This window comes from Gordonia sp. 135, assembly GCF_009720185.1.
Classification (GTDB): Bacteria; Actinomycetota; Actinomycetes; order Mycobacteriales; family Mycobacteriaceae; genus Gordonia; species Gordonia alkanivorans.
The window spans coordinates 985396-1011140 of the sequence record NZ_CP046257.1 but is presented as its reverse complement, the minus strand read 5'-3'; the positions used below and the strand labels follow the sequence as shown (position 1 = coordinate 1011140).

The window sequence follows — 25745 nt, the reverse complement described above, 5'->3', positions numbered from 1 at the left end:
CGGATCTGCTCCGGGGCGGGCTTCTTCGTATCGGGAATCAGACCTCCGCGTCGACCTCGGGCAGGCTCGCCCACACGGCGGCCTTGAGTTCATCTGCGGTGGTGGCCGATTCGATCAGCGCCCGCGAAGCCTCGTCGGCGGCGTCGATGATGCCGAGCAGCAGGTACTCGCCGCGGAGCTGGCGGTCGCCGCGTTCGCGGGCGATCTCGACCGCCCGGGCGAACACCGCACGGGTGGCCGACGCGAACCGAGGGCGGTTACCCCGTCCGCGCGGACCACGACGGCCACGACCCGGTTCCCAGGGTCCCTCGCCGCCGGGGCCGAACGGTCCGGGTCCGAAGCCGCCGACACCCTCGGGGCCGAAGCGCGGGTCGAAACCTTCTGGCCCGCAATCGGGGCGGGGTCCGCGGGCACGGTGCGGTCCATGATGACCGTGTCCGTGCCGGCGTCCACGTCCTCGGCCGTGTCCACGACCGTCGTCGGGGCCTCCTCGTCGGCCCGGCCCCCGTCCGGGGCGTTCGCCCCAGCCGTCGGACAGGTCCTCACCGAATCGTCCGCGAACGGCTTCGCGGACCTTGTCGAGGTCGATCCCGATGCTGCGCAGCGCTTCCCGGTCCTCCTCGTAGCGCCGGCGCGCCGACTCGTCGTCGGTGTCCGTCACATCGGCCTGGTCGGCGTGCTCGTCGTGGTACTTGCGCACCACTTCCCGCGCCGATGCCAGGGTCAGCCCCTGATCGGCGAGGATCGAGAACAGCGGACTCCGGGCGTTGCAGAGCATGCCCAGGATGAGGTGGTCGTTGCCGAGTTGCCGATGGCCGAGGTCGGCGGCCTCCTGCGTGGCGAAAGCCAGCAGCATCTTGTCATCACGAGTGAATCGTTCGAACATCTTTGACTCCTTCGGGTCCGCCCTCGCGGACCTCACGTTGTGAGTGCTTCTGATGCACGGCCTGCCGGCTGATCTGCAGCACTTCGGCGATCGCCTGCCAGCTCCAGCCATTGGCCCGAGCGTTGGCGACCTGAACTTCTTCGAGTCGGTCGGCCAACGTGCGCAGCGCTCGAACCGCTGCCAGGCCCTTCCCCGGGTCACTGCTCGCGGCGTCTCCGGCGAGGTCAGCGCCCTGGGCGTCGTCCGGCGTTTCGGTCTTCTGGTCGGCGTGCATGGTGTCAGGTTATGTTGACATCTTGATGTTGTCAAGAATTATTGACGACCCCAACTGCCTGTGGATGGCTGCACATCGACCAGTCCGCGAGTCGGCTAGCATGCAACAAACTGCGGGGGGAGTTTGCGATGACAACGAGGGTTGATCCAGACGAGTTGCGGAAAGCAGCGACCAAGTTTGCGCCGGCGGTCGCCTTTGGGCCGGTGTGGCCACCTTCGACGTCAACCGCCGGGCTCGCGGTCACCTTCGCGGCTGCGGGCGTAGACCAACTCGACACCGGGACAGCGCTTTCCGAGACAAAGACGTCCCTGCTGTCTGCGTTGGCCACACTCGGCGGTCGCAAGGCTGCTTGGGAGTCGATCCTCAACGAGTCTGCTGACGCCTACGAGGGATCCGATGTCACCGCGGCCAATCGACTTGCCGGCCTAGTCGACTTGAACCGGCCGCTTCCGGGTCAGCCCGGCTGATGGTCTACCCCACCCGGTCGATCGTCGCCGAGCTCAACTTCGACAAGATGACGACGCTCGCTGAGGAACTGAACGACTACGCCGAACGCACTGCATCCGACGCCCAGACCACACGGGACACCATCACCAGGCTGGACTGGTCCGGCGGCGCGAAGAACGCCGCGGAAAGTCGCGCCCACAGGGAACACGCCCAACTGATGCGGGTCTCGGCAACCTTCACCTCCCTCGCCAATGCCATCACCACCGGGCACACAAATTTGTCGTCCTTGGCAGGCGACTTGAAGCTGACCGCAACGGCCTACGAGGCAAACGATTACTCAGTGGCGGACAACTGGAAGGTCACCGACTCATACAACTATGCGCTTGCCGAATCCGCAGCCGCCGGAGACGACGAGCAACTCACCGCACTCGAAACGTTGAAGGCCACCCGTGCGCGGATCGTCGAGAACGCGACACTCTGGATGGAGGGGGTTGCAAGAGATTTCGACACGGCCGATACCGACATCGCGGCAGCGATCCGGGGCGCAAACGGCGTGCTCGACCAATTAACGCCTCCCGCAGCAGGTTTGAGTGCCGGTGGCGCAGCGAAGATCCTGGACAACTGGGAAGACGGCCGTGGCCTGACCCAAGAGCAGATGTACGCGCTCGCCGCCGCCGGGAACCTGACACCGGAGCAACTACAGGCGCTGCATGCGGGTCAACCTGTCAACATCCCGCAGGGACAATACGACTTCCTTCGAACTCTTTTCCGCGGGATGGACGGCATGTCCGTCGAGGAGATCACCGGACTGCCTGGCACCGGGGAGCAGAGTGCCGCAGTTCGAAACCTGCTCGCCAACGGAATGCAGATCATGAGCAATCCGTCTGTGTCCACCGACGCCGGGGACGCCGGCGGGATGGCGGTCCTGCCGACGAACGTGCGGACGCTACTCACCGAGAAGCCCGCGCAGACAGCCCCCTCCGCCCACGGTTCCGTGGTCAGGCGTCTTGGCGAGTTCGACGCGCTGGCAGACCTTCTCCTGGCGGGCGACGATTCGCTTCGAATGGGTACCGACATCGACCGGGCCTTCCTGAAGCAGGCGGCAGAGATCACCGCATCACTCGAGGGCGACCCGACTCGCAGGGCTTTCGGGGACGTGATCATGACCCCCGAAGAGACCTCCCGATTCCTTGACAAGATGATCGGAGTCGCGAGTCCGGACAAGGCCGCAATCCATGACTTCGTCACTGGATCAAATATGGACGTAACGTGTTCAGACGGAGGCAAATTCAACGCCGACAGTCATCTGGACGCGCTGTTCGGCCACAAGTGGGATGAAAACGCTACCAACGTCAACAATCTCTTCAAGTGGGTCGGTTCCGACGCCGGCAATCCACAGAATTCCTACTACGCCGGCACGGCCGCCGACACCGCCACCGCACTCGGGAAGTACCTCGGCGCCGAGTCGAACATGTCGATCGGCGGAAACCTCGGCGTCAACAGCCCGCACCTCGCACAGACGCTGGCGGGCGCGCTTGCCCCCTACCTCGGCGACTACGCGCACTCATTCACCGGGTCCACCGGTATTCCCACGTACGGTGCCGGAGAACTGACCGCAGGAGAGCTCAAGAACGTCTTCCGAGCCTTGGACTCGGACCCGGCGGCCGCTGCGATCATCAACCAGGCCGGTGCGCAGTGGCAGCTCGCGATGGCGTACCAGGCAGGAGCACATGACCTTCCCCAGCTCGGCGTGGCTGCCGGACTCCTGGCGGATGCGATGCGAGATGGCATGGACGAGGAAATCGCGCACCTGTCCGAGACCGCATACAAGGACCGCGTCGGCGACTATCAGGACAAGCTGAATGCGGCAACAATGCTGAGGTATGTCGCCTCGGTGAGCACCTACGGAGCCGCGCTCAATGCTCTGGTCCCGCCTGAAGTCGAACAGAGACTGTTCGGTGGACCGCCTGACCTCGATTCAATGACCGCAGAGGAGAGGGCGCGCTACGCCTCGGTGAACGTTCCTGCGTTGACTGATCCACAGGCCATTCGGTTCGCATACTTCGTTGGTGCGGCATCCACCGACCCCTCCCTTCAAGACCAGTTCCCTGGGGGCTTCGACGAAAAAGGCCGGCCAAACTACGAACAGCTGATCGAGTGGGACAAGGCCAATGGAGGCAAGTGGACGAAGTGGATGAGTGAGCAGATGTCACAGGGCTTCGACAGCAACTTCGATCTCGGTGTCGGCGCACCCGACCAACCCGGACCACCACCGCAGGCAGGCACGCTTCCACTCGTCCCGGGCGGAAAACCGGTCGGCTGACGGAGGAACAAAAAACTATGCGCTCCTTCTATTCAGTTATTCTCGCGCTCTTGCTGCTGCCGATGGTCAGTTGTTCTGGCGACGCACAGACCAACGACCTCCCTTTAACCGGCCCCCCGCCGGCTCAAGGTGCAGACCCGTCACAGTTCCCTTTCCGATGGATCCCGACCCGTGCGCTCGACCTCAAATCACCGGACGGAACCTTCGTACGTGCGATAGCCGAGACCGACGTTCTTTTCAGTTATCTGGGCAGCTCCGCGATGCAAGCACTGGTTCCCCCTGGATACGTCGAAGCAGCCCAGGAGCTTTGGACTCTGAGAGTGAACAACATACCCACCTTGAACATCGAGCCACGAACGACGTACCTGTTCGCAGTCGATTTCCCCGACACCGTGCGGCGAGCAGACGAACCGAGAGATCAACGTCACGCCTCGCCCACCCCGACCGATCAGCTCGGCAGAGCGGCCGTCTGCACCTTCAGCACGGGGCCAAACCCCAAACCCATTCTTCGCGCGCTCTTCACCTACCGGCGCACCGGCATCGCCCCTTCGGTTGACCAAAAGGGGGCGCTGAACCAGCCCACTGTGAACGTGTTCGGCGATTGGACGGCTCTCGAGGACTACGACACGCTTGACGATCGGCCCTGCGAGAGAACGCTTGCGTCGCCCGACGGTCAACATCAAAGCCCCAGCCCTGGATGGGCTGGCGCGAGCCACTGACCGCTAGCAGAATCAGGTATTCAAACCATGTCAAGTGAACTCGAAGGACTGAAGCCCCACATCATCGCCGCGCTCAAGTCACCGCCGGGCACAACCCTCAAGGACCTCGCCGCGCGCTTCCCCGAACTCGACCGCGAGAAGCGACTCGAGGAGGAGTTCAGACGTCGCTACGACGACGCGATCTTCGACTGGCAGCACCACAACGGATGGAAACAAGCTCCGTATGACGTGGCGCAGGAGATCGCCGAGCAGGTTCGACACGAGATCGAGTACGAGGTCCGAACAGGGAGACTCACCTGAGACAGACTCCGCCAGAAGTTGGGGCAGTTTGATCCGCCTACCGGATCAAACTGCCCCAAGAAGGAAGGGCTCGACGACCACGCCGAGCAGATGAGGTGGCAGCAGCCGGTCGCAACATCCTTGCCGCGATACCGAACGTCGGCGCACCGCTGAATGCCATGATGATCTGAGGACGCCACGGCTCTGACCACGAGAACTCGCGGCACGTTCGGAGCGTCGCACTGCTACCGTCACGGCTCATGACGACTCCCACCGCCGCTGGATGGTCCGCCGACGAGCACCTGCCCTGCGCGCAGCAGCAGAACCTCTGCAGGGAGGGTTCGGCAGCGCACTCGTGATCACCGCACTGTTCGGTGGGATCGTTGCCGGTCTCGCCGTCGCGGTTCCGGTCGGTGCCGTCGGTGCACTCATAGTGATGACCGGCGCACACCGCGGGTGGCGGGTCGCAGCCGGCGGCGGCCTGGGAGCCGCGACGGTCGACGCCCTCTACGCGAGCTTGGCGGTGATCGGCGGGAGTGCGGTCACCGCCGCAGTCGGAAGTGTGGCGACACCCCTGCGTTGGGTGGCCGGCCTCGTACTTCTGGTCCTCGGCGCGATGATGCTTCGATCGGGCTGGCGAAGCCGAAGCGGGACAACGGATGCCGGGCCCTCACGCCTCTTCGGCACCGCCGGCCGCGCCTATGTCAGCGTGTTCGGCGTGACGGCGATCAACCCCGCGACGGTCATCTACTTCGCCGCTCTCGTGGCCGGCGGTGCGGTCGTCGAACCCACGGCGGCCTCTGGCACCGCATTCGTTCTCGGCGTACTGATCGGCTCGGCGGCGTGGCAACTGGTTCTCGCCGCGGGCGGTTCGTTCCTCGGCGCAGCGCTCGTCGGCGACCGTGGTCGACGATGGACGGCGGTCATCGGAGGTGCGCTGACGATGCTCCTCGCCGCCCGAATCCTGATCGGGTCGTGAGTTTTCTCCGTATGACGTTGTGCCCGGATTCCGGGCACAACGTCATACGGAAATCAGCAGCACCGGGCAGGACCTACTCGTTCAGAATCGACTCGCTGATGTTCATCCGCGCTGCGCGCACGGCCGGTAGGAACGCGCCCACCAGGCACAGCGCCACCGCGATCGCGACGAACATCGCGGCAGACGGTCGAGGCGAGTAGATCACCGTCAATGAGGTTGTCACACTGAGGATTCGGTCACTCAACAGATGCATCATCGCACCGAGGACCACGCCGACGAGGGCACCCACCACCGCGACCGCGGCGGCCTCGGCGAGCACCATGCGCGAGATGAATTTCCGCGAGGCACCCATCGCCCGGAGCACACCCAACTCACGACGACGCTCGATCACCGAGAGCAGCAGGGTGTTCAGCAGCGCGATCGCGGCGGCGCCGGCGACGATCCACTGGATGGCCACCGTGAACGAACCCGCCTGCTGGACGGTCGCCTGCGTGGCGGCGAGCGCTTCCGCACCGGTGTAGACGCTGATGGGTTTGTTGCCGGTGGTCGGAACCTCCGCGACCAGCGCTTCGAGCGACTTCTGCACCTGCTCGGGGTCGGCGTCGGGTGCGGTGATCACCTGCAGGTAGGTGTCGCCCTCGCGTCCGAACCACTCCCCCAGCTGCTGCTGCGACAGCGCGGCGACCCCGGAGTCCACGGAGACGTAGTCGACGGTGTCCCGGACGATGACGTCGTGCGGACCGGTCGGCGTCGCCAGCGTCACCGTGTCTCCGACACCCACATCGAGCACGCGCGCAAGCACATTCGACAACAGGATGCCGTTCCCGGCGAGCACCTGCTCGACCGACTCCGGCGTCGCCTTCCGCATGAACGGCGCTCGCGACCCGGGTTCCAGACCCTGCACATTCGCTCGGCTCTCGCCGATGTTGACCGCAGCCCACTGACCGCCGACGACCTCGGTCACCCCGGGCACCTTCGCGGCCTCGCCGCGGATCGACGGCGGCAGGATCGGACCCAGCGGCAGGCTCGCCGACGAGGACGACGACACGTAGAAGTCTGGGTCGCCCAGGCCGTCCAGCGATTTCGACATCGACGAGACGAGGTTGTCCAGCGCACCCGACGTCCCCATGCCCACGGCGATCGCCACGGCGACCGTCATGAGCGTCGCCCACGCCCGACGCGGCGCGCGCTCGGTGTTGACCGACGCCAGCTGACCCGGTCCGCGGAACCAGCGGGCGACCCGAACCACCAGCCACGTCAACGGATTCGACAACGCGAAGCACACCAGCAGCGCACCCACGAGATAGACGACACCGGCGAGGATCGCCGGCCGGCCGGGCACCGTGGCCACGATGACCCACGATGCGATCAACCCGGCGACACCCACCATCGCCGCGATCACGACCACCGGGCCGCGACGTCTCGACGCGTCGGACACCTCGACGGGAGCCATCGCCTCCACCGGCGACACCGAGAACACCGATCGCGCGGCCAGCGATGTGGCGGCGACACAGGCGATCACACACGCGAGGACCGCGACCACGGGCGCGTACCCCGGGAGGTGATAGTTGATGACCGTGCCCACCGTGTCGGGCGGCGGATCGGGCAGGCTCGCGATGACCGCGCGGCCGGCGAGGATTCCGAACGGGATACCGACCACACCACCGACCAGACCCATCAGGGCGGCCTCGCCCAGCATGTCACCGACGAGGTGTGATCGTTTGGCGCCCAACGCCCGGATCATGGCGAGCGAACCGCGCCGCGACGCCACCGCCATGTTCATCGTGTTGAAGACCAGGAACGCCGCGATCACCAGCGACACCAGCGAGACGAGCAGCGTCGCGTCGCGCGTCACCGAACTCGCGACCTCGGCCTGTTTGGCGCGGAAGTCCGGATCGACGACGACCGCCCGGCCGTCGACGATCTCCTCGACCTGCTTGCGCACCGAACCGACATCGACGCCCGGTTCGGTGACGATGAGGATCGAATCGAGTCGTCCTTCCAGCCCGACGAGTCGTTGCGCGAGGTCGAGGTAGGCGAACAGAAACCGACCGTTGTTGAGTCCGGCCGCCTGCTCGTTGTCGACGACCTCCAGCACCTCGACGTCGACGCCGTTGACCGTCAGCTTCTGCCCGACGTCGAGGCCGAGTCCCGGTCCGACGAAGACGCCGTTGCGCAGTCGGTCGATGTCGATCGAGGCGGAGTTCTCCTGTTGCACGGCGGATCGCAGGCTCCCCGACAGCGACGTGACGCGCTGGTCGGAACCGATGAGCGGGATCGCCGACTCGTCGACGACGACCGACCCGCGGATCATCGGTACGACGGCTTTGGCACCGTCGACGTCGCGGCGGATCTGCCCGGCCAACGACTGGTCGACGCCGCTGTCGGCGATCGCCGCGACCTCGAGATCGGCCGAACCGGAGATCGCATTGTTGAACGCGCGCACCGACTCCGAGGTCGAACCGAAGGTCCCCAGAACAGCGACGAGCAGCGCCGACGAGACGATGACCACCGCGAGCGAGGTGAACAGCCGCAGTCGGTGGGTGCGGATCTCGCGAATGTTGAGCAACCGGATACGGGTGAAGCCGGCGAGCAGGGCTTCGACACGCCTCCTCGCTGCGCTGGTCGGCTGCTCAGCCGGCGGGGTGTCGCTCACTCCGCGATCTTCCCGTCGCGCACCGTGATCGTGGTGTCGGCGAACGCAGCCGCCTTGGGGTCGTGGGTCACCATGACCACCAGTCGATCCGGCGCGGCGTGCGCGACGTCGGCGAGCAGTTCCAGCACCGATTCCCCGGTCTTGGAGTCGAGGTTGCCGGTGGGTTCGTCGGCGAGCAGGATCGTCGGGTCCATGATGAGCGACCGGGCGATGGCCACGCGCTGCATCTGTCCGCCGGACAATTCCGACGGCCGGTGGTCGACGCGGTCGCCGAGGCCCACCTGCTCGAGGAGTTCGACGGCGCGCGGTTTGGCCTTGCGCAGCGACTGGTTGTCGAGCAGTCGTGGCAGCGCCACGTTCTCCCACGCCGACATGGTCGGGACGAGGTTGAAGAACTGGAAGACGAAGCCGACGCGATGGCGCCGGAAGGCCGACGCGGCGGTGTCGTCGAGCGCACCGAGATCGACTCCGTCGATGGAGATCCGGCCCGATGTCGGGGTGTCGAGGGCGCCCAGGATGTGCAGCAGCGTGGACTTGCCCGCGCCGGAGGGACCGACGATGGACGCGAACTGCCCTCCGTCGATGGTCAGATTCAGTCCGTCGAGGGCGCGGACGCGTTCCTCACCCATCTGGTACTCACGCACCAGGTCGACGGCCTCGACGAGTGGACGCACGGTTTCGGTCGGCACCCCCCGGATGGTAGCCCACCGGGTTGGTGCGGCTCGGGGCTCAAGCCGTCCAGCGTCCCGTCGCGAGGAACTCATCTAGGATCGCGTTCGCCGGGTCCAGATCGAAAGACTGTGCAGCGATCCACTTCTCGTCGAAGTAGGTGTTGGCGTAGCGGTCACCCGGATCGCACAGGAGCGTCACGATGCTGCCGGCCCGACGATCGGCGACCATCTCCGCGACGAGGGAGAACGCACCCCATATGTTGGTGCCGGTCGACCCGCCGACGCGGCGCCCCAGCATCTCCGACAACCGGTGCGTGGTGGCGATCGAGGCCTCATCGGGAACGCCGATCATCCGGTCGATCACCTGGGAGATGAACGACGGCTCGACGCGCGGCCGGCCGATTCCCTCGATACGCGAACCGATCTCACCGGTGAGCGTTCCGTCTCCGGTCTCGTACGCCGGCAGGAACACCGAGTTCTCCGGGTCGACGACCGCGAGCCAGGTTTCGTGGCGCCGGTACCGCACATAGCGGCCGAGCGTCGCCGAGGTGCCGCCGGTACCGGCGCCCACCACGATCCACGTCGGGACCGGGTGCTCCTCGTCGGCCATCTGGGCGAAGATCGATTCGGCGATGTTGTTGTTGCCGCGCCAGTCGGTGGCCCGTTCGGCCATCGTGAACTGGTCGATGAAGTGCCCGCCCAACTCGGCCTCGAGGCGCAACGCCTCGGTGTAGACCTCGCCGGGATGTTCGACGAAATGACAACGGCCGCCGTGCCGTTCGATCAGCCTGGTCTTCGCCGGCGACGTACTCGACGTCATCACCGCGATGAACGGCACGCCGATCAGCTCGGCGAAGTAGGCCTCGCTGACGGCCGTCGAGCCCGACGACGCCTCGATGACGGGCGTGCCCTCGGTGACCCAGCCGTTGCAGATGGCGTAGAGGAACAGCGACCGGGCCAGACGATGCTTCAGCGATCCGGTCGGATGTGTCGACTCGTCCTTCAGGTACAGGTCGACACCGGCCTCGCCGTCGGGCCCGGACCATCGCGACCACGCGGGCAACGGAACCCGCAGCAAATGCGTGTCGGCACTGCGCCGGGCGTCGGCCTCGATCAGCCGTACCGCGTTCTGCGCCCAGGCGCGGTCTCCCCGATGATCGACGACCCGCGTCGGCCTCATGCGGGACGCCCCGTTCGGAACGACCTCACTTGTCCCCGCGCAGGCGCGACTGGAGGTCGTCGTGGCGGGCCCGACGATCGGCCTCGATCGCGGCGATCTCGCCGTTGACCTTCAGCCTGAGCGACTTGAACAGGTACATGCCAAGCGGGAGCGCGATCAGCACGCCGAAGACTGCGGCCACGAGGAACGGCACGTCGACACCGACGAGCTTTCCGCCGAAGAGGATGACGGCGGCGATGACCACGACGAGCAGCATGCGCGCGACCGTGTAACCGAACAGGGCGACCGCCAGGGTCGCGGGGCGGCCGCTTGGCGTAGGTGTACCGGGGGCAGGGTCTTGCGCTTCACTCACCACCTCAGAGTACTTGGCACCCCTCGAAGACCTGCACGTCGAGGGCCTTTGCACGCTCTTTACCTGCGGCTGACGGTTCGAGTACCTGGGCGATTTGCGTGTATTCATGAAACACGCGTCCATCACGTGCCGGGCCGATTCGCCAAACCGTGGCGCACCGACAGGGCACCATCGTTTCAGGGGGAAACGTGACCAGCATCGAAACAACCGCGTCCACCTACATCACCCCGGGACTCGCCAGCCAGCACACCCTGACCCCCGGCCAGGTGGCGGCGATGTTCAATGTGAATCCCAAAACCGTCGCACGCTGGGCCAGCTCGGGCATCCTCGGCTCCATCCGCACCCCGGGCGGCCATCGACGCTTCCGCGAAGAGGACGTGGTCGCACTCCTGAACCGTCGCACCCACTAGTCGGGCCGGCCCATCGAGCGACCTCAACCGGCTGCCAGACGAACTGACGTACCCTGGTTGACGGGAGGTTGCCATGACTTATCTGTTCGCCGTTCTCGGTCTGCTCGCCATCGGTTTCCTGATGTGGCGTGCGTTCGGACCGCAACCCGACGGCGGCGGCAGCGCCTCCCCGTCCGGCGGTCAACGGCGTCGCTCCAGAGGGCCGGTCGGCCCCGACGACGACCCCGACTTTCTTCGTGACCTCGACAATCGCACCCGTGACACCAACGGCGGAGAAGCTGACGACCTCTGACGTCAGCCATCTGCTGAACCGCGTCATATACAAAAACCTGAGACGAGATTCAGAAAGCCTTGCCGGAACATACCCAGGGGTAGGGTAATGTCCTTCTCATCATCGACTCCACGATGGATGATCCGAGAGAAGGCGCCGTTGAACCCGGGACGATCTCCGCAAGGGGCGTCGACCGATGACGACCTGAGCTTCGCAGACAAGATCGGTCACCTGTTCGAGCACAGCCGTGACGAGAACGGGATCCGCTACACCGGCAAGAAGATCGCCGAGAAAGCGAACCGCTTGGGGTACTCGCTGTCGGATGCGTACATCTCGCAGCTCCGCACCGGCAAAGCTCGTACTCCGTCGTTCCGCACCGTCGAAGCCATCTCCCGTGCCTTCGACGTGAGCGTCACTTATTTCCTCTCCAATCCCGACGAGGACCTCGAGCGCGTCAGACAGCAGCAGAACTATGTCGAGATGCTCGAGGTCACCGGCAGCCACCTGGCCGGGATCGACCTCGGTTCACTGTGCCCGGACACGATCGATGCCCTCATCGATCTGCTGAAACTCGTGAAGTCACAGGCTCTGGCGAAGCAGGCCGAGACCCCGGAGCCCGACGCCTGACGGCTCAGAGGCCTGCGTACGAGTGCAGGCCCGAGACGACCAGGTTGATGATGAACAGGTTGAACAGCATCGCGACGAAGCCGGCGACGTTGATCCAGGCCGCGGCGGTGTTGCGCCAGCCTGCGGTTGCGCGGGCGTGCAGGTAGGCCGCGTAGATCACCCACGCGATGAACGACACCGTCTCCTTGGGGTCCCAGCCCCAGAATCGTCCCCAGGCGGCCTCGGCCCAGATGGCACCGCAGATCACGCCGAGGCCGAAGAGCGGGAAGCCGACGACAACGGTCTTGTAGGCGAGGCGGTCCAGGCTCTCGGCCGCCGGGATGTGGTCGACGATGCGACGCAGCGCGCCGCCCAGTCCCGGGCGAGCGGTGGAAGCCGCGTCGTCGGCGGGGTTCGATGCCCACCGCATCTTCATCAGGTAGAGGATGCTGGCGACGCCGGAGACCATGAGGATGCCCGAGGACACCGAGATGATCGAGACGTGCACGGCCAGCCAGTACGACTTGAGCGCCGGCACCACGGGCGCGGCCTGGGTGTAGAGCCAGCGGCCGGCGATGAACATCAGCAGGACGACCGGCAGCAGCACGAACGAGAGCAGCGGACGGTGTTCGGGCTTGCGCAGGATGACCAGCGCGGCGATCACACCGGCGGCACACGTCATCGAGACGAACTCGTACATGTTGCCCCACGGCACACGGTCGGTTGCCATGGCGCGCAGCACGATCGACGCGAGGTGCGCGACGAGCCCGACGATCACGACGGGCAGGCCCATGTTGCCGAGCTTGTCCCCGAACGTCCGCTTCGCCGGGCCCGCGACGCGACCCGGCACCCGGACGTCGTCGGAACCGGCCGAAGCCGAGGCGGTACCGGCGGCGACGAGTTCCCGCTCCTCGAGCCGGCGACCGCGAACCGCCGCCAGCGCACCGAAGAACAGGAACGCGGCGACCACGTACACGGCCATCGCGGTGCCGAACAGCAGGTCGGAGTAGCGTGCCAGCGTCTCGTCCACCTGGACGGTGCCGTTGTTCATCAGAGTTCCTTTCGCCGGCGCCTAGAGCCGCCGGGTCGCGCGCCGCGAGGTGGATTCGTCCGCGTCGTCGGCGACGAGTGCCGCCGCCTGATCTTCGAACCCTTCACCCCAGCCGGCCTGATCGGTACGGGCCAGACCGGCAATCTCTACTACAGTACGTCGTTTTCCATCGAGCGGTTCGGAGCCGGCCGGGTTTCGACTGCCGTCCTGCCCGGTGGTGACCGGTGCCGGGACGAGCCGCGCCCAGATGCGACGGCGGCGGATCAGCAGCGAGATCAGAAGCCCGCCGAGCATCACGATCGAGCTGACCAGCACCCAGATCTGTGCCGGGTCGTGGGAGACCTGCACCGACACCCACCGCTTGTATCCGTCGAAGGTGACGGTGGTGCCGTCGGCGGTGGTGTGGCTCTGGCCGATGCTCAGGTTCACCTGTGCCTGCCGCTGGAGGCGGCCCTGCTCGACGAGGTCCTGATCGAGGGAGTAGACGTTCTGCGGTTTGCCGGTGTCGAGACCGGTGTCGCCCTTGTAGACGCGGATCGCGACGGCCGGGTCGTCGGGCTCGGGAGACAGCGACGTCAGCAGGGTCCCGTGGTAGAGCGCGGTCGGCGCGAACAGGCCCTCGAGCGCGATCTGGTTCTTCCGTCGCTCGTCGGCGTCGGGATAGAGACCGGCCGGGGTGTCGTAGCGCACCGCACCCGAGGACAGCATCGTCTGCAGTTCGTCCGGGACGAACGGGACGGTCTGGGTGCGCTTCTCCCCGTTGGGGAAGGTCACGGTGAAGGTCGGGGCGAAGCCGTTGCCCAGCACGTAGACGCGGTCGCCGGCGACGCGCAGCGGTTCGTTCACGCGGACCGAGGTGCTGGTCCAGGTGTCCGGGGAGCCGACCTTGGTTCCCTCCGCGTAGCGGATCGTCGCGTCGTACATGTCGGGCTGCCCGCTGGGCAGGAAGGTCGCCGAGAAGTCGTCGACGCGGAAGCAGAACGGCGACAGGTCGGTGCCGTCGACGAGGTTGCCGGCGCGGAAGGAGTCGTAGACGGCGGTCGAGGTGTTGCACATGCCCTGCTCGCCGTCGGCGACGAGGATTCGCGTGCCCTCGTAGCCGAACATCTTTCCGGCCGCGATCGACACCAGCAGCGCGAGCAGCGCGAAGTGGAAGACCAGGTTGCCGAACTCCCGCAGGTAACCCTTCTCCGCGGACACCTCGACGCAGCCCTCGGGGTAGGCCTTGGACGGTTCGCGGACGACGACCTCGCGCCGCCAGCCGCGGAGCCGGCCGTTGATGCGCTCGGCGATCTCGTCGGGGGTGCCGTCGACGGTGTGCGTGACGTGCCGCGGGAGCCGCGACAGATTGCGCGGCGCGGCAACGGGTTTGGCACGCAGGCTGTGGAAGTGCTCGATCATCCGCGGCGTGAGGCAACCGACCAGCGAGACGAACAGCAGCACGTAGATGGCGGTGAACCAGACGCTGGAGAAGACGTCGAACAGCTGCAGTCGGTCCATCCAGGTGCCGAGCGTGCCGCGTTCGGCGATGTACTCGAGCGTCTTGGTCTCGTTCAGCTCGCGCTGTGGGAGGAGCGCTCCGGGGATCGCCGCGAGTGCGAGCAGGAAGAGCAGCAGCAGGGCGGTGCGCATCGAGGTCAGCGAACGCCACAGGTTGCGCAGCGGCCAGAGCACCCGGCGTCGGGCCCAGTGCGGCTTGGGCGCGCCGGGTTCGGGGGTGTCCACCTGGGGACGGTCGGAGACGTCGGTCATGGCTGCAACACGCTCAGATCGGTAGTTGGGTGTCGGTGACGAAGCGGACCTGGACCCAGACGATGAACTGGTCCCACCAGCCGGTCAGCAGTGCGACGCCCACGCCGATGAGGAGGACGCCACCGATGATCTGGATGGTCCGGGCGTTGCGGCGCAGCCAGCCGAGGCTGCGCAGGGCCCACGCCGAGGAGAATGCCAGCACGACGAACGGCAGGCCGAGGCCCAGGCAGTACGCGACGATGAGGGTCACGCCCTTGGCCGCGGTCGCACCCTCGGTGCCGCTGACGGTCGCGATGACCGAGGCCAGCGTCGGTCCGAGGCACGGCGTCCAGCCGAGCGCGAAGACCGCGCCGAGCAGCGGGGCGCCGACGATGTTGGAGACGCGCACCGGCTCGAAGCGGACCTCACGCTGCAGGGCCGGGATGAGGCCGATGAACACCAGGCCCATGGCGATGGTGACGACGCCGCCGATACGTTGCAGCAGTTCACGATTGAGGACGAACGTGCTGGTGACCCCCAGCACCGTCGCGGTGGCAGCGACGAACACGACGGTGAAACCGAGTACGAACAGGCCGGCGGCGAGCGCGACCCGTGAGCGTCCGGTCTTGGCTCCCTCGCCCGCCTTCACCGCGGGCGCCTCGGCGCCGACGAGTCCCGCGAGATACGACAGGTAACCGGGGACGAGCGGCACCACGCACGGCGACGCGAACGAGACGAGACCGGCCAGCAGACATGCCGCGAGGGCGAGTAGTAGCGGGCCGCTGGTCACCGTGTCGGCGAAGGTGTCGCCGATCGACGAGGCGAGGACGGTCGTCGTCAGGTCGGCCGTGGTGGGCTGGGACATCAGGCGGCACCCGTGGGTTCCGCGGCGACCCGCTTGACGACCTCGTCGAGTTCCTTGTCGGAGACGGCCTTGAGGAAGACCGCGGCCGGCCGGTGCTGACGGTCGAGGACGATCGTCGTCGGGACCACCGAGGTCGGGGTGGTCAGTGCCGCCAGGGACAGGCCCGGGAAGTCGTAGATGGACGGGAACCCGACCTTGCGGTCGATCACGAAGTCCTTCGCGGAGTTCCGGTCGTCGCGCAGGTTGATGCCGAGGAACTCGACTCCGTCGTCGCGGTTGTCCTCGTAGACGCGCTCGAGGTCGTCGGCCTCGCCACGGCAGGGCCCGCACCACGAACCCCAGACGTTGATGACCACGACCTTGTCGGCGAACCGGGCGTCGGACAGCGACAGCGGCTGCCCGCTCACGAGGTCCTCGCCCTCGAGGCCGGCGATCGGTTTGCGGTCGGCCGGTTCGTAGGTGATGACCGTCTGCCCGCCGGGCGACACGAACTGGAAGGTGTTCCCCTGTGCCACCGCGTCGTCACCGGTGCTGCAGCCGCTGATCAGCAGGATCAGGGCCGACAGCACTGCCGGCAGGAGGAACTTGCGCACTGCTTCTCTACCTCTGGCTTCACGCACCGGTGGCCAGCGGGTCGGATGCACCGGCCGGCTCGGAGTAGATGATGTCGACGAGGGCGTCGTCGTCGTAGATCAGGCTGGTCAGCGAGGCCAGCGAGCACTGCCGCCGACGCGGGTCGTGCCAGAGGCGCTGACCTTCGAGGAACCGACGCAGCGTGTAGACGGGCAGCTGATGGCTGACGCAGATGGCCTCGTGGCCGCGTGCGGCGTCGCGGGCCTTGTTGGCCGCGGCCAGCATGCGGTGGGCCAGCTGAATGTACGGCTCGCCCCACGACGGGGTGAAGGGGTCACGCAGCTTGGGCCAGTGCCGCGGCTTGCTCAGCGCGCCGTCGCCGACGGAGACCTTGAGGCCCTCGAAGACGTTGTCGGCCTCGATGAGGTCGTCGTTGGTCTGGATGGACAGCCCGTGGGCGGCCGCGATCGGGGTCGCGGTCTCCTGCGCACGCTGCAGCGGCGAGGCGAAGACGGCCTTGACGTCGTGGTCGGCGAGGGCGTCGGCGACCGTCTGCGCCTGCGAGCGGCCGGTGCCGGAGAGCCGGAAACCGGGGAGTCGGCCGTAGAGGATGCCCTCCGGGTTGTCGACCTCTCCGTGGCGCATCATGTGGACGATCGTGTGCATCAGGCGTTGTCCCCCGGGGTGGCTGCGGTAGCGGCTGCTTGCGCTGCCGCGGGCAGCGCGTCGGCGATCTGCGAGAAAGCATCCTCGTCGAGTGCGGCGGACACAAACCAGGCCTCGAAGGCACTCGGCGGTGCGTACACCCCGCGTTCGAGCAGCGCGTGGAAGAACGGGGCGAATCGCCAGGTCTGCGTCGCATTCACCCCCGCGTAGTCGACGATCGGGATCTCCGGGTCGGTAGTGAAGAACACACTCAGGAGGTTGCCCGCCTTCTGCACGCGGTGGCTGACACCGGCTGCGGTGAGCGACTCCGTGAGCAGTCCGGCGAGACGGTCGGCGTTGGCGTCGAGCTTGTTGTAGACCTCGTGGTCGGCGTGACGCAGGGTGGCGAGGCCGGCGGCCACCGCGACCGGGTTCCCCGACAGGGTGCCCGCCTGGTAGACCGGGCCGGTCGGCGCGAGGCGTTCCATGACGTCGGCGCGACCACCGAAGGCGGCGGCGGGCAGGCCGCCGCTCATGACCTTGCCGAAGGTGTAGAGGTCTCCCGCGACTCCTTCGAGGCCATACCAGCCGCTCGGGCTCACCCGGAAGCCGGTCATGACCTCGTCCATGATCAGCAGCGCGCCGTGGCGGCGGGTGACCTCGCGGAGACCGGCGTTGAAGCCCGCGTGCGGCGCGATCGCGCCCATGTTGCCGGCGGCCGCCTCGGTGATGACCGCGGCGATGTCGTGGCCGTGCTCCTCGAATGCCTTCGCGACGGCCTTCAGGTCGTTGTAGGGCAGAACCAGGGTGTCGTGGGCCGACGCACCGGTGACGCCCGGGCTCGTCGGCAGACCGAGCGTCGCCAGACCCGAACCGGCGGCGGCGAGCAGGGCGTCGACGTGACCGTGGTAGCAGCCGGCGAACTTGATGATCTTGGAACGACCGGTGAATCCGCGGGCGAGCCGGATCGCCGACATCGTGGCCTCGGTACCCGAGTTCACCAGGCGCACACGCTGGACCGGATCGACGCGGCCGATGATCTCCTCGGCCAGTTCGATCTCGGCCTCGGTGGGCGCGCCGAACGACAAACCGCTGGTCGCCGCACGCTGCACGGCTTCGACGACGGCCGGATGCGCGTGGCCGAGGATCATCGGTCCCCACGAGCTGACGAGGTCGACGTAGGTGTTGCCGTCGGCATCGGTCAGGCGGCAGCCCTGGGCACTGGAGATGAAGCGCGGGGTCCCGCCGACCGCAGAGAAGGCACGGACCGGAGAGTTGACGCCGCCCGGGATGGCCTCGGCGGCGCGGGCGAACAGCGCAGCGGAGGAGTCGGAATGCTCGACGATGGGGCCGTCAACGGAAGGGGTCACGGCCTACAGTGTTCCAAATGGCACCGGGTGACCCAAATCGCCGCTGGTGAGAGGGTGCTCCGGATCACGCGGGGGTGTCAGATGGGGCCGTCGACGGTCAGTTCGCGAGCGCCTTGCGGACCTGCTCCGCGATCGCTGCCTGGCCCCGTTCGTTCGGGTGAACCCGGGCGGGTCCCTGCGCCGTCATCGGCTCGATCCAGCGTTGCGGACCGGCGCAGGCGTCGTGCCCCACCGACACCGGCAGCATGTCCACGAACCGGACACCCTCGTCCTCGGCAGCGCGTCGGCCGTACTCGTTGAGCGAGGTCTGCAGCTCGCGGATCATGGGGGCGTCGCCGACGGCGAGCTTCATCTCGGGGTAGCAGCCGACGGTCGGCGGCATCAGCCACGGATAGCCGACGAGCAGCACCTTCGCGTCCGGCGCCTTGGCCTTCACGTCGCGCAGCGCCTGACGGATGGCCGGATAGATGTCGGTGGCGACCGGCTCGATCAAAGAGCGTCCGTACCGATCGGTGCACGGCGAGCCGAGTGGATTGGTGTCCGCCGCTCGGCTGCAGAGCTCGATCGTCCGCCCATAGGTCCCCTTGTCGTTGCCGCCGATCATCACCGTGACGATGTCGGCGTCAGCGGTCAGGGCGTCGAGCTGCGGCGGCACCCCCTCGTGCTGGGCGTTCCGGAAGTCGGCGGTCTCGGCGCCGCCGCAGCTGACGTCGGTCAGCGAGAGGTCTTCCTCCGCGGCAACGATGTGCGCGAAGTTCTTCGACGAGCGCAAGCACAGGATCGGCGAGTCCTCCACCAGCGGCTGGACGCCGGTCCCCGCACTGAAGCTGTCGCCGAGGTTGACGTAATCCGTGCGGTTGTCGGCGGTCTGGGTCTCGGCGGATGTGGGCGGCGGGCCTGGGCTGCCCGCGGCGTCGTCGCTCGAGCAACCAGTCGCCAGGGTCGCGGCCACCGCGAGCAGGCCGAGACCGCGCAACAGGGAGCTGGTCCGACCGCATCGGTGTCGTGTGTCCACCAACCCATCGTGCGTCCGCGCGAAGGCGGTCGGCAACCACCGCCCGGCCGGTAGCGTTGAAAACGGCGTGCGAATGCCGAGGCTGCAACTCGAACAGACGAGGATGTGAGACCGCATGAACTCCAGCGATGTCGGCGACAGGGATGTGATCGATCCCCAGGCGGTTCTCGACGGGGTGCCGACCGGACTGTGGATCAACGGCCGCTCGACGCCGGCCGCCGACGGCGCCACCTTCGAGGTGTACGACCCGGCCACGGAGGAGTCGCTGACCTCGGTCGCCGACGCCGGGGTCGCCGATGCCCGCTCCGCGCTCGACCACGCGGTCGCCGTGTCCGACGAGTGGGCCGCGACGCCCGCCCGCGAGCGCGGCGAGATCCTGCGCCGGACGTTCGAGTTGCTCACCGACCGCGCCGACGACATCGCCCTGCTGATGACGCTCGAACTCGGCCGCGCACTCCCCGACAGCCGGGCGGAGACCAAGTACGGAAACGAGTTCCTTCGTTGGTTCGCCGAGGAGGCGGTCCGCATCGGCGGGCGGTTCACCCAGGCCCCCGCGGGCAACGGACGGATCCTCGTCGCCCATCAGCCGGTCGGACCGTGTCTGGCGATCACGCCGTGGAACTTTCCGCTCGCGATGGGAACGCGCAAGATCGGGCCGGCGCTGGCCGCCGGCAACGTCATGATCGTGAAACCGCCGCGGGAGACACCGCTGACGATGCTGGCGCTGGCCGAGGCCTTCGCGGAGGCGGGGTTGCCGCCCGGTGTGCTGTCGGTGCTGCCGACGAGTTCGAGCGGCGAGGTGTCCACCGCACTGATCACCGACGACCGGATTCGCAAGATCAGCTTCACCGGCTCTACGCCGGTGGGCCGCAACCTGCTCGGGCAGGCGGCCGAACGCGTGCAACGCACCTCGATGGAACTCGGCGGCAACGCACCGTTCCTGGTCTTCGACGACGCCGACGTCGACGCCGCGGTCGAGGGAGCGTTCGCGGCCAAGATGCGCAACGGCGGCGAGGCCTGCACAGCGGCCAACCGATTCCTCGTGCAATCCGGTGTCGCCGAGGAGTTCACCACCAAGCTGGTGGAGAAGATGTCCGACGTCGTGATGGGGCCGGGCTACAAGGACGGCGTGACCCTCGGGCCGCTGGTCAACGCCGATCAGCGGGACAAGGTCGCGGCCGCCGTCGAGCAGGCCGTGAGCGACGGAGCACGGGTCCGGCTCGGTGGGGAACGACCCGACGGTCGCGGATTCTTCTTCCCGGCAACGGTTCTCGACAACGTCGACCCGTATGCCCCGGTCACCCGGGAGGAGATCTTCGGCCCGGTCGCGGTGATCAGCACCTTCGACGCCGAGGACGACGCGATCGCTGCCGCGAACTCGACCGAGTACGGCCTGGCGGCGTACTTTTACAGCCGCGACCTGGAACGATGCATGCGCGTCGCGAGCCGACTGGATTCGGGCATGGTCGGGGTGAACCGCGGCGTGATCTCCGATGCCGCAGCGCCGTTCGGCGGGATCAAGCAGTCGGGCATCGGCCGCGAGGGCGGCAGCGAAGGAATCGACGAGTACCTCTCGGTGAAGTACATCGCGCTCACCTGAACCCTGCGCGACCTGATGATCCGACGATGGTTCGACGCTGATTCAACCTGTTACGTATGTGACTGGTGATGCAGATGTTATCGCGCCGAAACCTGCACGGCCGTGCTCATCCGTACACTTCGAGAGCATGCGTCTGAGAAGAATGATGCCCGCGATCGCCGTCGCCGCGGCGGTGACGACGGCCGGTGTTGCCGTCACCACCACCGGGGACAACAGCACAGCGAAGATCGAATCAGCCGCCACCAGTTTGGATTTCGGGAGCGTTGACCTCGGCAGTTCCGAGCTCGGCACCCCCAACAGCACGTTCCTCTGGGAAAGCCCGCCGACCCGCTACATCGTCGTCCTCGGCGCCAGGTTCGGCCAGTTCGGGCAGACACCGCAGATCATGACCCAGCGACTGAACGTCGCAGCGAACCTCGCCAAGAAGCATCCGTTCAACCGGATCATCGCCTCGGGCGGCGACACCCACTGGCTACCCATCGCCGAGGCACAGTTCATGAACATCGGCTTGATCCGACGCGGAATCCCGCCGTGGCAGATGGTCAACGAGGTCGCGTCGACCTCGACTGTGCAGAACGCCCAGAACACGGTGGCGATGCTGAAACGGATGGGCGGGACCGGCGCTCTCATCGTCACGAACGGCTTCCACATGGAACGCGCGATGAAGAATTTCCGCGACGCCGCCAAGGCCCAGGGAGCCCGGCTGACGTTCCGGCCGGCGTACGCATAGACACTTCCCCGCGGGGCGGTCCCCCTCCCGCCCGACTGTTTCCCTCCCGCTTGCCGGATCCGGTAAGCGGGAGGGAAACGGACACCGCGGGAAACGGGGGCCTGGCCTACGCTGGGCAGCATGCACGATCCTGGCCACGAATCGCCCGATGCCGAAGAACTGCGTCGCCAGTTCGAGTCGATGATTGCCGGCCTACAACCGAACGAACTCCCCACACTGTTGAATCAGCTCAGCGCTGCCGCCGCGGACAGGTTCATGCGACCTCCGTCGGTTCGTCATCGCAAGGAACCGCTCGCCGAGACCGTGGTGTTCCGCATCCGCGTAGATCTCGACGAGGCGCGTCCTCCCATCTGGCGCCGCCTCGACGTCCGCTCGGATGTTTCTCTCGGAGATCTGCACCGGATCATTCAAGCGGCGTTCGGATGGCTGGACTACCACCTCTATCGTTTTGCCCTGGGCGGCAGCCCATTCGACCGCAGGAGTGAACTGTTCCTGTGCCCGTTCGACGCCCAGGAAGGCGAGGAGGTGGGCACACCCGTCGCCGAGGTTCGCCTCGACGAGACGCTCCACGGACAAGGCGACGTCCTGCGCTACGTCTACGACTACGGCGACAGCTGGGAACTGACATTGCAGGTCGAAAGCGTCCACGAGGCGTCGAAGGACACCCCGTGGGCCCGCTGCGTCGGCGGTCGGCGAGCTGCACCGCCGGAGGACTGCGGCGGGATCACCGACGCGGAGTCACTCGCCGAGGTCGTCGACGACCCCGCACATTTCGACATCGACGAGGTGAACGCCGCACTCAGCGATCCCATCCTCTCGCTCGTCGATGCCGGGATCGATGGTCGTCTCGGCGTTCTGCTGTGCCGGATTCAACCGTTCGACGAGTCCGGAGCTCTGACGGCGAGCGCAGGTCGGCTGGCGAGTTCATCAACAATGGCGACGGGTGAGCAACTCGAGGCCGACCTGAACCCGTACCTGTGGTTCCTGCGTCGCGCACGTGATGAAGGATTCACACTCACCTCGGCTGGCTACTTGAAACCTGCTGACGTGGTTGCGGCGTCCAAGGTGTTGCCGACGATGAAGTACTTCTTCGGCGCCAAGAATCGAGAAGTCCAGAGCGCGCCGGTATTGCACTTCCGCGAGTCCATGCTTCGGATGGGGTTGTTACGCAAGTACAAAGGCCGCCTCCTGCCGACCCGAGCCGGAGCGAACCTCGCCGACGATCCGCAGGCACTGGCCGACCATCTCGCAGACCGGCTGCTGAACCAGAAGATGGATCAATTCAGCGAGGACGCGAGTCTGCTGATGCTCTTCTTCGCCGCCGCCTCCGAACCCGGCGACGAGATGCCACTCGAGACGATCGGCGCGCTGCTCACCGCGTATCGCTGGCAGGGCCCGGGCGGGCGCCCGATCCAGAAGTACGACCTCTATGACCTCGACAACGGAATCTACGAGTTCTTCGGAGCCGTCTCGCCCCCGGAACGGGGACTCCGAGGGGTGACGCTGAGTTCGACGGCCATCGAGATCGCGCGGCGCGCCATCCGACACCGCTGACCCACGTCTACTACCGAAAGTAGTTCTGGCGCCTGACGATCCGTCGGAGTCGTGCCGACGGTTTTGTCGGACCCCCTTCGTATGGTGGTGTCATGGCTTTCGAGTTCGGCACCATCGACCCCGGCGGGGATCTCCCCGACGCGGGGTTCGACGTGTTCGGATCACTCGCCGGCCTCTCGCCCGAAGCCCTGATCAGCACCGCCGTCTATTCGGCATCGATGAACGCCGCCAACACCTGCCGCACACTGATCACCGCCAGCCTGCTCCACGAACAACGCGAAGAAGAATACCTACTGCACCGCAGTGCGATTCACCCCGGCGAGGCAGGTTCCATCGACGAACTCCTCGACAGGACAGCACAAGCAGTTACCGGTGCGGACCCGTATGAACAGTTCGGGCCCAACGGATTCGAACAAGCCACCGCCGAACTCGGCGCCGCCCTGAACCTCACCCCCGCCGAGGCCCGCGATCTCATCCGCACCGGCGACGCCATGCGGTACCGACTTCCGCTGACCGGCACCACCCTGGCCTGCGGACGAATCGACCTCGACCGGTTCCTGATCGCACTCAAACGCACAGACTTCGTCGACAACGCCACCATGCCTATAGTGGACGCCGCGTTGGCCGAGGCAATCCTGGCGCGCGATCCGATGTCCACGGCGCGGTTCACCACCATGGTCGACCAGATCGTGCACAGGCAGGCACCTGATGCGGTCAAGCGCCGCAACGACCAGGCCACCCGGGACCGCGGAGTCAACATCCGACCCGACCGCCACCAGCCCGGCCAGTCGCGCATCACCGGACACTTCCCCCACACCGACGCCGCCGCCCTCAACGCCCAGCTGACCTCCATGGCCACCGGCGTGCACACCGGCGACCCGCGCACCATGCCCCAGCGCCGCGCCGACGCCCTACTCGCCCTCGCCCACGGCAGACAAACCCTGGACTGCCGGTGCGCCGACTGCACACCCCCACCAGCCGAGCAGAACCTCGACACCCCCGAGCCCGCCGAACCCGCCGACGCGGCAACACCCGACCCCGAGCCCACCCCCGTTGCTGTACCGGCCGTGACCGACACCGCCGCAACCGAACCCGAAGACAACGCGCCGGTCTCGGAGCCGACCGGCGACTGCACTTGCACCTGCACCAGTTGCCGCGCACCCCGACCGACCTACCACATCGTGGGCAACCTGACGACTTTGGTCGGGCTCGACAACGCACCCGGCATGCTCGACGGCCACGGGCTGATCGACGCCCACACCATGCGCCGGCTCTTCGCTGACGCGGTTCACACCTTCATCACCACCGGGGTGCGCACCGACCCGGCCGACGCCGACGCCCGGGCCGCGGCAGCCGCCAGCACCTACGTGCCGAGCAAGAAACTGCAAGCACTCGTCCGCGCCGGCGAGTTGTGCTGCACCTTCCCCGGCTGCAACCAACCGGTGTGGACCGTCGACCTCGACCACACCCACCCATACGACCACCGCCACCCCGACCGCGGCGGAAAGACCCTCCAACACAACCTCAAACCGTTGTGCCGGTTCCACCACCGCATCAAAACCTTTGGCAGGTGGCGCGACTCCCAGGACGAGTACCTCGCCGTGTGGTTCGAAGCCCCCACCGGCCACACCTACCTGGGCAACCCGTACACCGGGCGAGACCTGTTCGCGTCGTTGAAAACCCAGCCACCCGACCACCCGGCGCGGCAACGACTCACCGACGAGCGCGACCACCGCACCGACACCCATCGTCGACAACAAGACGAGTGGGACCGAAACAACCCGCCACCGTTCTGACACAGAACAAGTGCGCGGGCGGCTGAAGGCCGGCTTCGATATGCCGACGGGGGGCGATTCGCTGCGCGAATCGCCCCCGAGGTGTAGCGCTTTGCGTGATGGGTATCAGTAATCGTGTTGATGATTAGTTCGCGGTCGGAGGGAGCCTATGGGAACAAAATCGACACTTGGGGTCTTCTGTCTCGAAGGCGATTGGAACGTCGAGGATCCGGCGGACCGGCTGACGATCGAGCCTGCGCTCGAGATGCTCGATCGGGTGGGTGTTCTGAAGCTCCACCACCGGAACGTCAATACGCATGCCGAACTGTGGCGTCATCTTGACAACTGGAATACCAAGGCATTTGATGCGTACCGCTTCCTCTACCTCGGCTTCCACGGCGAACCGGAAGTCTTGGACATCAGCGGCGACCCCCTCGGCCTCGACACCTTGGGCGCCAGGCTGCAGGACCAGTGCTGGCAAAGAGTGGTCTTCCTCTCGTCATGCGGCGCGCTCAATAGTTCAGACGAGTCCTTGAAGAAGTTCTGCAAGAAGGCAGATGCCGATGCGGTCGTTGGATACACTGAGAACGTCGACTTCGTCGAAGCTGCGGCGTTCGAGATGATCCTTTTCGGGTACTTGGCCGCAATGCCTTTCGGAACCAAACCACCCCGGTCGATGTACAAGCGCGTCACTGAGAACTTCCCGGACTTCACACACCGGCTCGGCTTTCGAGTTGCCACGAAGACCTGGGTTTCGTGAATGCCCGAGTAGTGAGCGGAGGT

General features: G+C 66.6%; 26 protein-coding genes. 13 read left to right on the top strand and 13 right to left on the bottom strand.

Going from position 1 to position 25745, the window contains the following annotated elements:
• Positions 1-37 precede the first annotated feature (37 nt).
• Positions 38-886: a Clp protease N-terminal domain-containing protein gene (locus tag GKZ92_RS04665; protein ID WP_155225036.1), complete on the bottom strand. Its 849-nt coding sequence runs from the start codon at positions 884-886 to the stop codon at positions 38-40.
• Complete coding sequence (locus GKZ92_RS04660) at positions 864-1160, bottom strand: helix-turn-helix domain-containing protein (protein ID WP_006358581.1); 297 nt, start codon at positions 1158-1160, stop codon at positions 864-866. The genes GKZ92_RS04665 and GKZ92_RS04660 overlap by 23 nt, the downstream gene beginning before the upstream one ends.
• Before the next feature lie 128 nt (positions 1161-1288).
• On the opposite strand from GKZ92_RS04660, the gene GKZ92_RS04655 reads away from it, so the two are divergent.
• The 5 genes from GKZ92_RS04655 to GKZ92_RS04635 all read left to right on the top strand — a co-directional run bounded on the left by GKZ92_RS04655 (position 1289) and on the right by GKZ92_RS04635 (position 5907).
• Positions 1289-1627 carry a hypothetical protein gene (locus tag GKZ92_RS04655; RefSeq protein ID WP_075862714.1) on the top strand — a complete coding sequence of 113 codons (339 nt, stop codon included), beginning with the start codon at positions 1289-1291 and terminating at the stop codon, positions 1625-1627.
• Positions 1627-3930, top strand: coding sequence for a TPR repeat region-containing protein (locus tag GKZ92_RS04650; RefSeq protein WP_155225035.1), 2304 nt, complete (start codon positions 1627-1629; stop codon positions 3928-3930). The genes GKZ92_RS04655 and GKZ92_RS04650 overlap by 1 nt, the downstream gene beginning before the upstream one ends.
• 17 nt (positions 3931-3947) lie before the next feature.
• Positions 3948-4649, top strand: coding sequence for a hypothetical protein (locus GKZ92_RS04645; RefSeq protein ID WP_155225034.1), 702 nt, complete (start codon positions 3948-3950; stop codon positions 4647-4649).
• 27 nt (positions 4650-4676) lie between these two features.
• Positions 4677-4949, top strand: coding sequence for a hypothetical protein (locus GKZ92_RS04640; protein ID WP_035753319.1), 273 nt, complete (start codon positions 4677-4679; stop codon positions 4947-4949).
• Between the two features lie 262 nt (positions 4950-5211).
• The gene (locus GKZ92_RS04635; protein WP_155225033.1) at positions 5212-5907 is read left to right on the top strand and encodes a LysE family transporter; all 696 of its coding nucleotides are present in this window, start codon (positions 5212-5214) and stop codon (positions 5905-5907) included.
• Positions 5908-5980: 73 nt separating this feature from the next.
• Here the strand turns inward: GKZ92_RS04635 and GKZ92_RS04630 are convergent, their stop codons facing one another.
• From GKZ92_RS04630 to GKZ92_RS04615, 4 genes are read right to left on the bottom strand one after another with little or no spacing between them, the layout of a single operon-like run.
• Complete coding sequence (locus GKZ92_RS04630) at positions 5981-8563, bottom strand: ABC transporter permease (protein WP_196222030.1); 2583 nt, start codon at positions 8561-8563, stop codon at positions 5981-5983.
• Positions 8560-9252, bottom strand: a complete 693-nt coding sequence (locus GKZ92_RS04625) for an ABC transporter ATP-binding protein (protein ID WP_006358574.1) — start codon at positions 9250-9252, stop codon at positions 8560-8562. The genes GKZ92_RS04630 and GKZ92_RS04625 overlap by 4 nt, the downstream gene beginning before the upstream one ends.
• Positions 9253-9292: 40 nt before the next feature.
• Complete coding sequence (locus GKZ92_RS04620; RefSeq protein ID WP_155225032.1) at positions 9293-10414, bottom strand: PLP-dependent cysteine synthase family protein; 1122 nt, start codon at positions 10412-10414, stop codon at positions 9293-9295.
• A gap of 25 nt (positions 10415-10439) precedes the next feature.
• Positions 10440-10766: a DUF4229 domain-containing protein gene (locus tag GKZ92_RS04615; protein WP_035753444.1), complete on the bottom strand. Its 327-nt coding sequence runs from the start codon at positions 10764-10766 to the stop codon at positions 10440-10442.
• Positions 10767-10954: 188 nt separating this feature from the next.
• Here GKZ92_RS04615 and GKZ92_RS04610 point away from each other — a divergent pair, with 188 nt between their 5' ends.
• The 3 genes from GKZ92_RS04610 (at position 10955) to GKZ92_RS04600 (ending at position 12074) form a co-directional block, all read left to right on the top strand.
• Positions 10955-11176 carry a BldC family transcriptional regulator gene (locus tag GKZ92_RS04610; protein ID WP_006435233.1) on the top strand — a complete coding sequence of 74 codons (222 nt, stop codon included), beginning with the start codon at positions 10955-10957 and terminating at the stop codon, positions 11174-11176.
• Positions 11177-11249: 73 nt separating this feature from the next.
• Positions 11250-11468 carry a hypothetical protein gene (locus GKZ92_RS04605; protein ID WP_006358570.1) on the top strand — a complete coding sequence of 73 codons (219 nt, stop codon included), beginning with the start codon at positions 11250-11252 and terminating at the stop codon, positions 11466-11468.
• 138 nt (positions 11469-11606) lie between these two features.
• Positions 11607-12074, top strand: a complete 468-nt coding sequence (locus tag GKZ92_RS04600; RefSeq protein WP_006358569.1) for a helix-turn-helix domain-containing protein — start codon at positions 11607-11609, stop codon at positions 12072-12074.
• Positions 12075-12078: 4 nt separating this feature from the next.
• On the opposite strand, the gene ccsB is transcribed toward GKZ92_RS04600, so the two are convergent.
• The 7 genes from ccsB to GKZ92_RS04565 form a co-directional block, all read right to left on the bottom strand.
• Complete coding sequence (ccsB, locus tag GKZ92_RS04595; protein ID WP_155225031.1) at positions 12079-13104, bottom strand: c-type cytochrome biogenesis protein CcsB; 1026 nt, start codon at positions 13102-13104, stop codon at positions 12079-12081.
• 21 nt (positions 13105-13125) lie between these two features.
• On the bottom strand, positions 13126-14856 hold the full coding sequence (gene resB, locus GKZ92_RS04590) for a cytochrome c biogenesis protein ResB (RefSeq protein ID WP_035753327.1): 1731 nt from the start codon (positions 14854-14856) through the stop codon (positions 13126-13128).
• A gap of 13 nt (positions 14857-14869) precedes the next feature.
• Complete coding sequence (locus tag GKZ92_RS04585) at positions 14870-15700, bottom strand: cytochrome c biogenesis CcdA family protein (protein ID WP_006358566.1); 831 nt, start codon at positions 15698-15700, stop codon at positions 14870-14872.
• Positions 15700-16293 (bottom strand): TlpA family protein disulfide reductase, encoded by a 594-nt coding sequence (locus tag GKZ92_RS04580; protein WP_035753330.1) that lies wholly within the window; start codon positions 16291-16293, stop codon positions 15700-15702. Before GKZ92_RS04580 ends, GKZ92_RS04585 begins: the two co-directional genes overlap by 1 nt.
• 19 nt (positions 16294-16312) lie before the next feature.
• Positions 16313-16939, bottom strand: coding sequence for a histidine phosphatase family protein (locus GKZ92_RS04575; protein ID WP_035753334.1), 627 nt, complete (start codon positions 16937-16939; stop codon positions 16313-16315).
• Entirely contained in the window at positions 16939-18288 is a 1350-nt protein-coding gene (gene hemL, locus GKZ92_RS04570; RefSeq protein WP_035753336.1) for a glutamate-1-semialdehyde 2,1-aminomutase, read from the bottom strand. The genes GKZ92_RS04575 and hemL overlap by 1 nt, the downstream gene beginning before the upstream one ends.
• 97 nt (positions 18289-18385) lie before the next feature.
• Complete coding sequence (locus GKZ92_RS04565) at positions 18386-19303, bottom strand: SGNH/GDSL hydrolase family protein (RefSeq protein ID WP_372512918.1); 918 nt, start codon at positions 19301-19303, stop codon at positions 18386-18388.
• Positions 19304-19418: 115 nt separating this feature from the next.
• Between GKZ92_RS04565 and GKZ92_RS04560 the strand changes: the two genes are divergently transcribed.
• The 5 genes from GKZ92_RS04560 to GKZ92_RS04540 all read left to right on the top strand — a co-directional run bounded on the left by GKZ92_RS04560 (position 19419) and on the right by GKZ92_RS04540 (position 25722).
• A complete protein-coding gene (locus tag GKZ92_RS04560; RefSeq protein ID WP_035753339.1) occupies positions 19419-20903 on the top strand; it encodes an NAD-dependent succinate-semialdehyde dehydrogenase in 1485 nt (494 codons plus the stop codon).
• Positions 20904-21030: 127 nt separating this feature from the next.
• Positions 21031-21633 carry a YdcF family protein gene (locus tag GKZ92_RS04555; RefSeq protein WP_035753341.1) on the top strand — a complete coding sequence of 201 codons (603 nt, stop codon included), beginning with the start codon at positions 21031-21033 and terminating at the stop codon, positions 21631-21633.
• A 120-nt stretch (positions 21634-21753) separates the two neighbouring features.
• Positions 21754-23187 carry a plasmid pRiA4b ORF-3 family protein gene (locus tag GKZ92_RS04550; RefSeq protein WP_035753343.1) on the top strand — a complete coding sequence of 478 codons (1434 nt, stop codon included), beginning with the start codon at positions 21754-21756 and terminating at the stop codon, positions 23185-23187.
• 92 nt (positions 23188-23279) lie between these two features.
• The gene (locus GKZ92_RS04545; RefSeq protein WP_006358557.1) at positions 23280-24983 is read left to right on the top strand and encodes a DUF222 domain-containing protein; all 1704 of its coding nucleotides are present in this window, start codon (positions 23280-23282) and stop codon (positions 24981-24983) included.
• A 148-nt stretch (positions 24984-25131) separates the two neighbouring features.
• Positions 25132-25722: a DUF6642 family protein gene (locus GKZ92_RS04540; RefSeq protein WP_155225030.1), complete on the top strand. Its 591-nt coding sequence runs from the start codon at positions 25132-25134 to the stop codon at positions 25720-25722.
• Positions 25723-25745 lie beyond the last annotated feature (23 nt).

Coding starts and splice junctions, on each gene's coding strand:
- GKZ92_RS04555 (WP_035753341.1), top strand. CDS start 21,031: ATGCGTCTGAGAAGAATGATGCCCGCGATCGCCGTCGCCGCGGCGGTG.
- GKZ92_RS04550 (WP_035753343.1), top strand. CDS start 21,754: ATGCACGATCCTGGCCACGAATCGCCCGATGCCGAAGAACTGCGTCGC.
- GKZ92_RS04660 (WP_006358581.1), bottom strand. CDS start 1,160: ATGCACGCCGACCAGAAGACCGAAACGCCGGACGACGCCCAGGGCGCT.
- GKZ92_RS04585 (WP_006358566.1), bottom strand. CDS start 15,700: ATGTCCCAGCCCACCACGGCCGACCTGACGACGACCGTCCTCGCCTCG.
- GKZ92_RS04635 (WP_155225033.1), top strand. CDS start 5,212: ATGGTCCGCCGACGAGCACCTGCCCTGCGCGCAGCAGCAGAACCTCTG.
- GKZ92_RS04545 (WP_006358557.1), top strand. CDS start 23,280: ATGGCTTTCGAGTTCGGCACCATCGACCCCGGCGGGGATCTCCCCGAC.
- ccsB (WP_155225031.1), bottom strand. CDS start 13,104: ATGAACAACGGCACCGTCCAGGTGGACGAGACGCTGGCACGCTACTCC.
- GKZ92_RS04640 (WP_035753319.1), top strand. CDS start 4,677: ATGTCAAGTGAACTCGAAGGACTGAAGCCCCACATCATCGCCGCGCTC.
- GKZ92_RS04645 (WP_155225034.1), top strand. CDS start 3,948: ATGCGCTCCTTCTATTCAGTTATTCTCGCGCTCTTGCTGCTGCCGATG.
- resB (WP_035753327.1), bottom strand. CDS start 14,856: ATGACCGACGTCTCCGACCGTCCCCAGGTGGACACCCCCGAACCCGGC.
- GKZ92_RS04540 (WP_155225030.1), top strand. CDS start 25,132: ATGGGAACAAAATCGACACTTGGGGTCTTCTGTCTCGAAGGCGATTGG.
- GKZ92_RS04605 (WP_006358570.1), top strand. CDS start 11,250: ATGACTTATCTGTTCGCCGTTCTCGGTCTGCTCGCCATCGGTTTCCTG.
- GKZ92_RS04650 (WP_155225035.1), top strand. CDS start 1,627: ATGGTCTACCCCACCCGGTCGATCGTCGCCGAGCTCAACTTCGACAAG.
- GKZ92_RS04620 (WP_155225032.1), bottom strand. CDS start 10,414: ATGAGGCCGACGCGGGTCGTCGATCATCGGGGAGACCGCGCCTGGGCG.
- GKZ92_RS04665 (WP_155225036.1), bottom strand. CDS start 886: ATGTTCGAACGATTCACTCGTGATGACAAGATGCTGCTGGCTTTCGCC.
- GKZ92_RS04575 (WP_035753334.1), bottom strand. CDS start 16,939: ATGCACACGATCGTCCACATGATGCGCCACGGAGAGGTCGACAACCCG.
- GKZ92_RS04560 (WP_035753339.1), top strand. CDS start 19,419: ATGAACTCCAGCGATGTCGGCGACAGGGATGTGATCGATCCCCAGGCG.
- GKZ92_RS04655 (WP_075862714.1), top strand. CDS start 1,289: ATGACAACGAGGGTTGATCCAGACGAGTTGCGGAAAGCAGCGACCAAG.